7 protein-coding genes are annotated in these 5,064 nt (G+C 62.2%); 1 reads left to right on the forward strand and 6 read right to left on the reverse strand.

From position 1 onward, the window contains the following. Nucleotides 1–134: 134 nt before the first annotated feature. Both BFP90_RS07305 and fnr read right to left on the reverse strand, forming a co-directional pair. Nucleotides 135–683 (reverse strand): adenine phosphoribosyltransferase, encoded by a 549-nt coding sequence (locus tag BFP90_RS07305; RefSeq protein ID WP_065896357.1) that lies wholly within the window; start codon nucleotides 681–683, stop codon nucleotides 135–137. 78 nt (nucleotides 684–761) lie between these two features. Next, nucleotides 762–1,496 (reverse strand): fumarate/nitrate reduction transcriptional regulator Fnr, encoded by a 735-nt coding sequence (gene fnr, locus BFP90_RS07310; RefSeq protein ID WP_065887883.1) that lies wholly within the window; start codon nucleotides 1,494–1,496, stop codon nucleotides 762–764. Nucleotides 1,497–1,651: 155 nt separating this feature from the next. On the opposite strand from fnr, the gene BFP90_RS07315 reads away from it, so the two are divergent. Then, nucleotides 1,652–2,146 carry a hypothetical protein gene (locus BFP90_RS07315; protein ID WP_170827590.1) on the forward strand — a complete coding sequence of 165 codons (495 nt, stop codon included), beginning with the start codon at nucleotides 1,652–1,654 and terminating at the stop codon, nucleotides 2,144–2,146. Nucleotides 2,147–2,152: 6 nt separating this feature from the next. On the opposite strand, the gene hemN is transcribed toward BFP90_RS07315, so the two are convergent. The 4 genes from hemN to BFP90_RS07335 all read right to left on the reverse strand — a co-directional run. Next, on the reverse strand, nucleotides 2,153–3,535 hold the full coding sequence (gene hemN / locus BFP90_RS07320; protein WP_065896358.1) for an oxygen-independent coproporphyrinogen III oxidase: 1,383 nt from the start codon (nucleotides 3,533–3,535) through the stop codon (nucleotides 2,153–2,155). Between the two features lie 103 nt (nucleotides 3,536–3,638). Continuing rightward, on the reverse strand, nucleotides 3,639–4,322 hold the full coding sequence (locus tag BFP90_RS07325) for a sulfite exporter TauE/SafE family protein (RefSeq protein ID WP_065887885.1): 684 nt from the start codon (nucleotides 4,320–4,322) through the stop codon (nucleotides 3,639–3,641). Then, the gene (gene ccoS, locus BFP90_RS07330; RefSeq protein WP_057721235.1) at nucleotides 4,315–4,527 is read right to left on the reverse strand and encodes a cbb3-type cytochrome oxidase assembly protein CcoS; all 213 of its coding nucleotides are present in this window, start codon (nucleotides 4,525–4,527) and stop codon (nucleotides 4,315–4,317) included. The genes BFP90_RS07325 and ccoS overlap by 8 nt, the downstream gene beginning before the upstream one ends. A gap of 22 nt (nucleotides 4,528–4,549) precedes the next feature. Next, a partial coding sequence (locus BFP90_RS07335) for an HAD-IC family P-type ATPase (protein WP_141688938.1) occupies nucleotides 4,550–5,064 on the reverse strand: 515 nt, incomplete at its 5' end.

A 5,064-nucleotide genomic window follows, 5' to 3' on the forward strand; every position in this document is an offset into this window, starting at 1 on the left:
ACTCGATCTGATCCAACATCCTGGTCGGCCCAGAGGCCGCCATCGGGGGCAAGCCCCCTCCCACATTTGATTTGTGAACACAGTCAAAACTGTGGGAGGGGGCTTGCCCCCGATGAGGCCCGTCCTGACAACGACTACCGCTCGGTCAACCCGAACTGCGTCAGGCAGAACGTGGGAACCCCCATATCTTCCAACCGCTGCGACCCACCCAGCTCCGGCAAATCAATAATCGCCGCCGCTTCAAAGATCTGCGCACCCATGCGTCGCACCAGGTTCGCCGCCGCAATCAGGGTGCCACCGGTGGCGATCAAGTCATCGAACATCAACACCGAGTCACCTTCGCACAGGCTGTCGGCATGCACCTCAAGCAGCGCTTCGCCATATTCGGTCTGGTAGGCCTCGGCCAACACGTCAGCCGGCAATTTGCCTTGCTTGCGAAACAGGATCAGTGGCTTGTTGAGCTGGTACGCGACAATCGAGCCGATCAGGAAGCCGCGGGCATCCATTGCGCCGATATGGCTGAAGTCGGCTTCGACATAACGCTGGGCAAAGCTGTCGGCGACCAGGCGCAGGGCGCGGGGCGACTGGAACAACGGCGTGATGTCACGGAAGATCACCCCAGGCTTGGGGAAGTCGATGACGGGGCGAATCAGGGATTTGATGTCGAACGAATCGAAAGTCATCGTCGAAGGGTCCTGGGCGGAAAACGGACCCGAAGTATACCTGCGGCCTTGCCGGTTCGCTCGGCCGCAGAGCGCGGATTACCCTTCCAGGGAGCCACCGGCCAGTGCGCACAGTTGGATAGGGTCGAGGATATGCACTTCCTTGCCCTCGGCGGCAATCAATGCGTTCTGCTGGAAGCGGGTAAACACGCGGGACACGGTTTCCACCGCAAGGCCCAGGTAATTGCCGATTTCATTGCGCGACATGCTCAGGCGGAACTGGTTGGCCGAAAAACCACGGGCGCGAAAGCGCGCCGACAGGTTGACCAGGAAGGTCGCGATGCGCTCGTCGGCGGTTTTCTTCGACAACAGCAGCATCATCTGTTGATCGTCACGAATCTCGCGGCTCATGACGCGCATCAACTGACGGCGCAGCTGTGGCAGTTGCAGGGCCAGTTCATCAAGGCGCTCGAAAGGAATTTCGCACACCGATGTAGTCTCCAGCGCCTGCGCCGACACGGGATGCATTTCGGTGTCCATCCCCGACAAACCGACCAATTCGCTGGGCAAGTGGAAGCCGGTGATTTGCTCTTCGCCGCCGTCGCTGAGGCTGAATGTCTTTAACGCGCCCGAGCGTACTGCATAGACGGAATCGAACTTGTCGCCCTGGCGAAACAGAAACTCGCCTTTTTTCAGCGGGCGGCCACGTTTAACGATGTCGTCCAGCGCTTCCATGTCTTCCAGATTCAGCGAAAGTGGCAGGCAGAGGGGGGCCAGGCTGCAATCCTTGCAGTGAGCCTGGCTGTGAGCGCGCAGTTTGACTGGCTCGGACATTTCTTAAATCCTTGTGGGAAAACACACATAAGACGTAAGGGTAACGCACTGGGGGTAGATGAGGCCAGCGTGTACGAAAAGCCTCGGCGTTATAAAGGTCCGTGTGTCGTGGCCGATACAAAGTAACGATACCTTTTGAATTCGGAGCCAGACCCATGATTTCCATCGGTGCAAATACCCCGGCAAGCCTCAGCGCGCTGCCTTTGCCGGAGCCGAAAGACCAGGTGGCAGAAGCGAAGTCGGCGGCGGCTGGTAAAGAGCTGAAGGACGCCACTTCTTCGCCCCTCAGTACCAAGACGGACGAAGGTGTGAAGGTGACCCTTTCCGGCGCAGCCTTGCAGGCGGTCAGAGACACGAAAAAATCCAACAGCGATATCGAGGAAAGCGGCCTGCCCAACGAGGTCCAGCAGGTCTTGAAGATGATCCGCGAGATCAAGAAACAGATTGCAGAAAAACAGGCCGAACTGACCGCTGTCATGGCCGATAACACGCTTTCTGCGGAGCAGGCCAGGGTCAAGGTCAATAACCTGCAGGGTGCGATTGCCGTGCTGAACGCGAGCCTCATCACGGCGCAGACTGCGTTGGGCAAGGCCATGAAGGGGCTCAGTGGCCCCGATGCGATGAAGGCCGCCTCCCTGGCGATGGCGTAGGCAGTCTCAGATCACCCGCGAGAAACGCTGGCGATTCTGGTGCTCGAGGTAGGCATCGAACACCATGCACACCGAACGCACCAGCAAGCGCCCGGCCGGCATCACACGAAGGCCCCGGGCGTCCAGTTCGATCAGGCCGTCTGCGGCCATTATTTGCAACTGCGGCCATATATCGTCGAAATAGCCGCGAAAATCGATGTTGAATGCCTGCTCGATGTCCTCGAACACCAAGCTGAAATTGCAGATTAGCTGCTGAATCACCGCCCGTCGCAGACGGTCGTCCGTGGTGCAGATCAAGCCACGGCTGGTGGCCAGTTGCGCGCCCGCCAAGGCATTCTGGTACCCGTTGAGATCACTGCTGTTCTGGCAGTACAGGTCGCCGATCTGGCTGATCGCCGATACGCCCAATCCAATCAGATCGCAGTGCCCATGGGTGGTGTAGCCCTGGAAGTTGCGCTGCAGGGTGCCTTCTTCCTGGGCGATGGCCAGTTCGTCGTCCGGCAGGGCAAAGTGGTCCATGCCGATATAGCGGTAGCCGGCCTGGGTCAGTTGTTCGATGGTGGTTTGCAGCATCAACAGTTTTTCTGCCGGCGAGGGCAGATCATCGGTGTTGATCCGCCGCTGGGGCATGAAACGCTCGGGCAGGTGTGCGTAGTTGAACACCGACAGGCGGTCGGGTTGCAGGCGGATGACTTCCTCCACGGTGCGCGCAAAATTCAGCGGCGACTGCTTGGGCAGGCCGTAGATCAGGTCGATATTGATCGAGCGAAATTGCAGGGTGCGCGCCGCGTCGATCACCGCGCGGGTTTCCTCCAGGCTTTGCAGGCGATTGACCGCCCGTTGCACCTCGGGGTCGAGGTCCTGCAACCCGATGCTGACGCGGTTGAAGCCCAGTTCGCGCAGCAGGCCCATGGTCGCCCAGTCGGCTTCGCGAGGGTCGATCTCGATGCCGTAGTCGCCCGAATCGTCCTTGAGCAAATTGAAGTGCTGGCGCAGGTGTGCCATCACCTGGCGCAATTCGTCATGGCTGAGAAAGGTCGGCGTGCCGCCGCCCAGATGCAGTTGTTCCACCGGCTGTTTCGGGTCGAGATGGCAGGCGACCTGCTGGATCTCCTGCATCAGGCGTTGCAAATAGGCCTGGGCGCGACCACGGTCCTTGGTAATCACCTTGTTGCAGGCGCAGTAGTAACAAATATTGGCGCAGAACGGCACGTGCACATACAGCGACAACGGCCGGGTGGCTTTACGACTGTCGCGCAGCGCATGGAGCAGGTCGAAAGTGCCGACCTGGCTGTCGAATTGTACGGCCGTGGGGTAGGACGTGTAGCGCGGCCCCGCCAGGTCGTAGCGATGAATCAGATCGGTGTCCCAACGAATGGCGTCGAGCATGCGGGCGGTCCCCCGGTTTGGCTGGTGGGCCGAGTCTAGGGGCTGGGTGGGGCGGGCATGTTGATTTGCATCAACGGGGAGCGGCGCTATGCCACAGGGCCGGTCAATGCCCCATCAGCCAATGCTGGTGCGGCCCGGGCAGGGTCCAGAGCCCGAACAGCACCACCAGCAAACCACCGGCCATGCGCACGCTGCGCCTGCGCAACAGCGCGGTGACACGTTCGGCGGCCAGCCCGGTCGCCAGCAATACCGGCCAGGTGCCCAGGCCGAACGCGAGCATCAGCAGCGCGCTGTCCAGCGCATTGCCCTGGCTTGCGGCCCAAAGCAGGGTGCTGTAGACCAACCCGCACGGCAACCAGCCCCACAGCGCGCCCAGCAGTAAAGCGCGGGGCAGGCTGGACACCGGCAGCAGGCGGTTGGCCATCGGCTGGATATGTCGCCACAGGCCGCGACCGAGGCTTTCGAGACGGGTCAGGCCGCTCCACCAGCCGGCCAGGTACAGGCCCATGCTGATCAGCAGCAGCCCGGCGAGCACCCGCATGAACATCGCCGCCGGGCTGTTGGCCACGGCCCAGCCGGCCAGGCCGATCAGCAACCCCGCTGCGGCATAACTTAAGATGCGTCCCAGGTTGTACGCCAGCAGCAGGCGAAAACGGCGGCTGCGCTGTTCCCTGGGAATCGCCAGGGTCAGCGCGCCCATCAGCCCGCCGCACATGCCCAGGCAATGGCCCCCGCCGAGCAGGCCGAGGATCAGCGCAGAGGCCAGCAAAGGCGCCAGCTCAAGCATGCGGCGGTTCCTTGGGCGGCTGCTCGGCGCGGTTGGCTTCGTCGATGGCGGCCAGGTGATTGGGGTCCTGGTCGTCGAACAGCACACTGTGGGCCGGGCCGTCGAGGTCTTCGTACTGGCCGCTGTCCACGGCCCAGAAGAAGATGTAGATGGCCACGCCCACTAACAGCAGCGCCGCCGGAATCATCACGTATAGAGCTGGCATCTGCACTCCATGCCCGCGCGGCTCACGCCGGCAGCGGGCGATTGATCAAGGGGGGGCCAGCGGCCGGCGCGCTTGGCAGGCGCGTCAGGCGCAGGGCATTGAGCACCACCGTCAACGAACTGAGGGACATGCCGATTGCCGCCCAGATCGGGGTGATCCACCCCAGGGCCGCGAACGGCAGCATCAGGCCATTGTACAGACCGGCCCACAGCAGGTTTTCGATGATGACTCGACGTGTGCGTCGCGCCAGGGAAAACGCCTGCACCAGCGCCTCCAGGCGGTTGGACAACAGCACCGCATCGGCGCTGGTTTTTGCCAGGTCGGTGGCCGAGCCCATCGCCACGCTGATATCCGCGGCGGCCAGCACGGGCACGTCGTTGACGCCGTCGCCGAGCATCAGCACTGTGCGGCCTTCCTGATGCAGGCGTTGCAGCACCTGCAGCTTGTCGTCGGGACGCAGGCCGCCGTGGGCTTCATCGATGCCCAGCTCGGCAGCGACACTGGCGACCATCGGCGAGCTGTCTCCCGACAGCAGCA

The organism is Pseudomonas sp. 24 E 13 (genome assembly GCF_900004715.1).
GTDB classification, from domain to species: Bacteria; Pseudomonadota; Gammaproteobacteria; order Pseudomonadales; family Pseudomonadaceae; genus Aquipseudomonas; species Aquipseudomonas orientalis_A.

What these genes read in the sequence shown, in the direction of transcription:
- BFP90_RS07305 (WP_065896357.1), bottom strand. Translation starts at nt 683, where the DNA reads ATGACTTTCGATTCGTTCGACATCAAATCCCTGATTCGCCCCGTCATC.
- fnr (WP_065887883.1), bottom strand. Translation starts at nt 1,496, where the DNA reads ATGTCCGAGCCAGTCAAACTGCGCGCTCACAGCCAGGCTCACTGCAAG.
- BFP90_RS07315 (WP_170827590.1), top strand. Translation starts at nt 1,652, where the DNA reads ATGATTTCCATCGGTGCAAATACCCCGGCAAGCCTCAGCGCGCTGCCT.
- hemN (WP_065896358.1), bottom strand. Translation starts at nt 3,535, where the DNA reads ATGCTCGACGCCATTCGTTGGGACACCGATCTGATTCATCGCTACGAC.
- BFP90_RS07325 (WP_065887885.1), bottom strand. Translation starts at nt 4,322, where the DNA reads ATGCTTGAGCTGGCGCCTTTGCTGGCCTCTGCGCTGATCCTCGGCCTG.
- ccoS (WP_057721235.1), bottom strand. Translation starts at nt 4,527, where the DNA reads ATGCCAGCTCTATACGTGATGATTCCGGCGGCGCTGCTGTTAGTGGGC.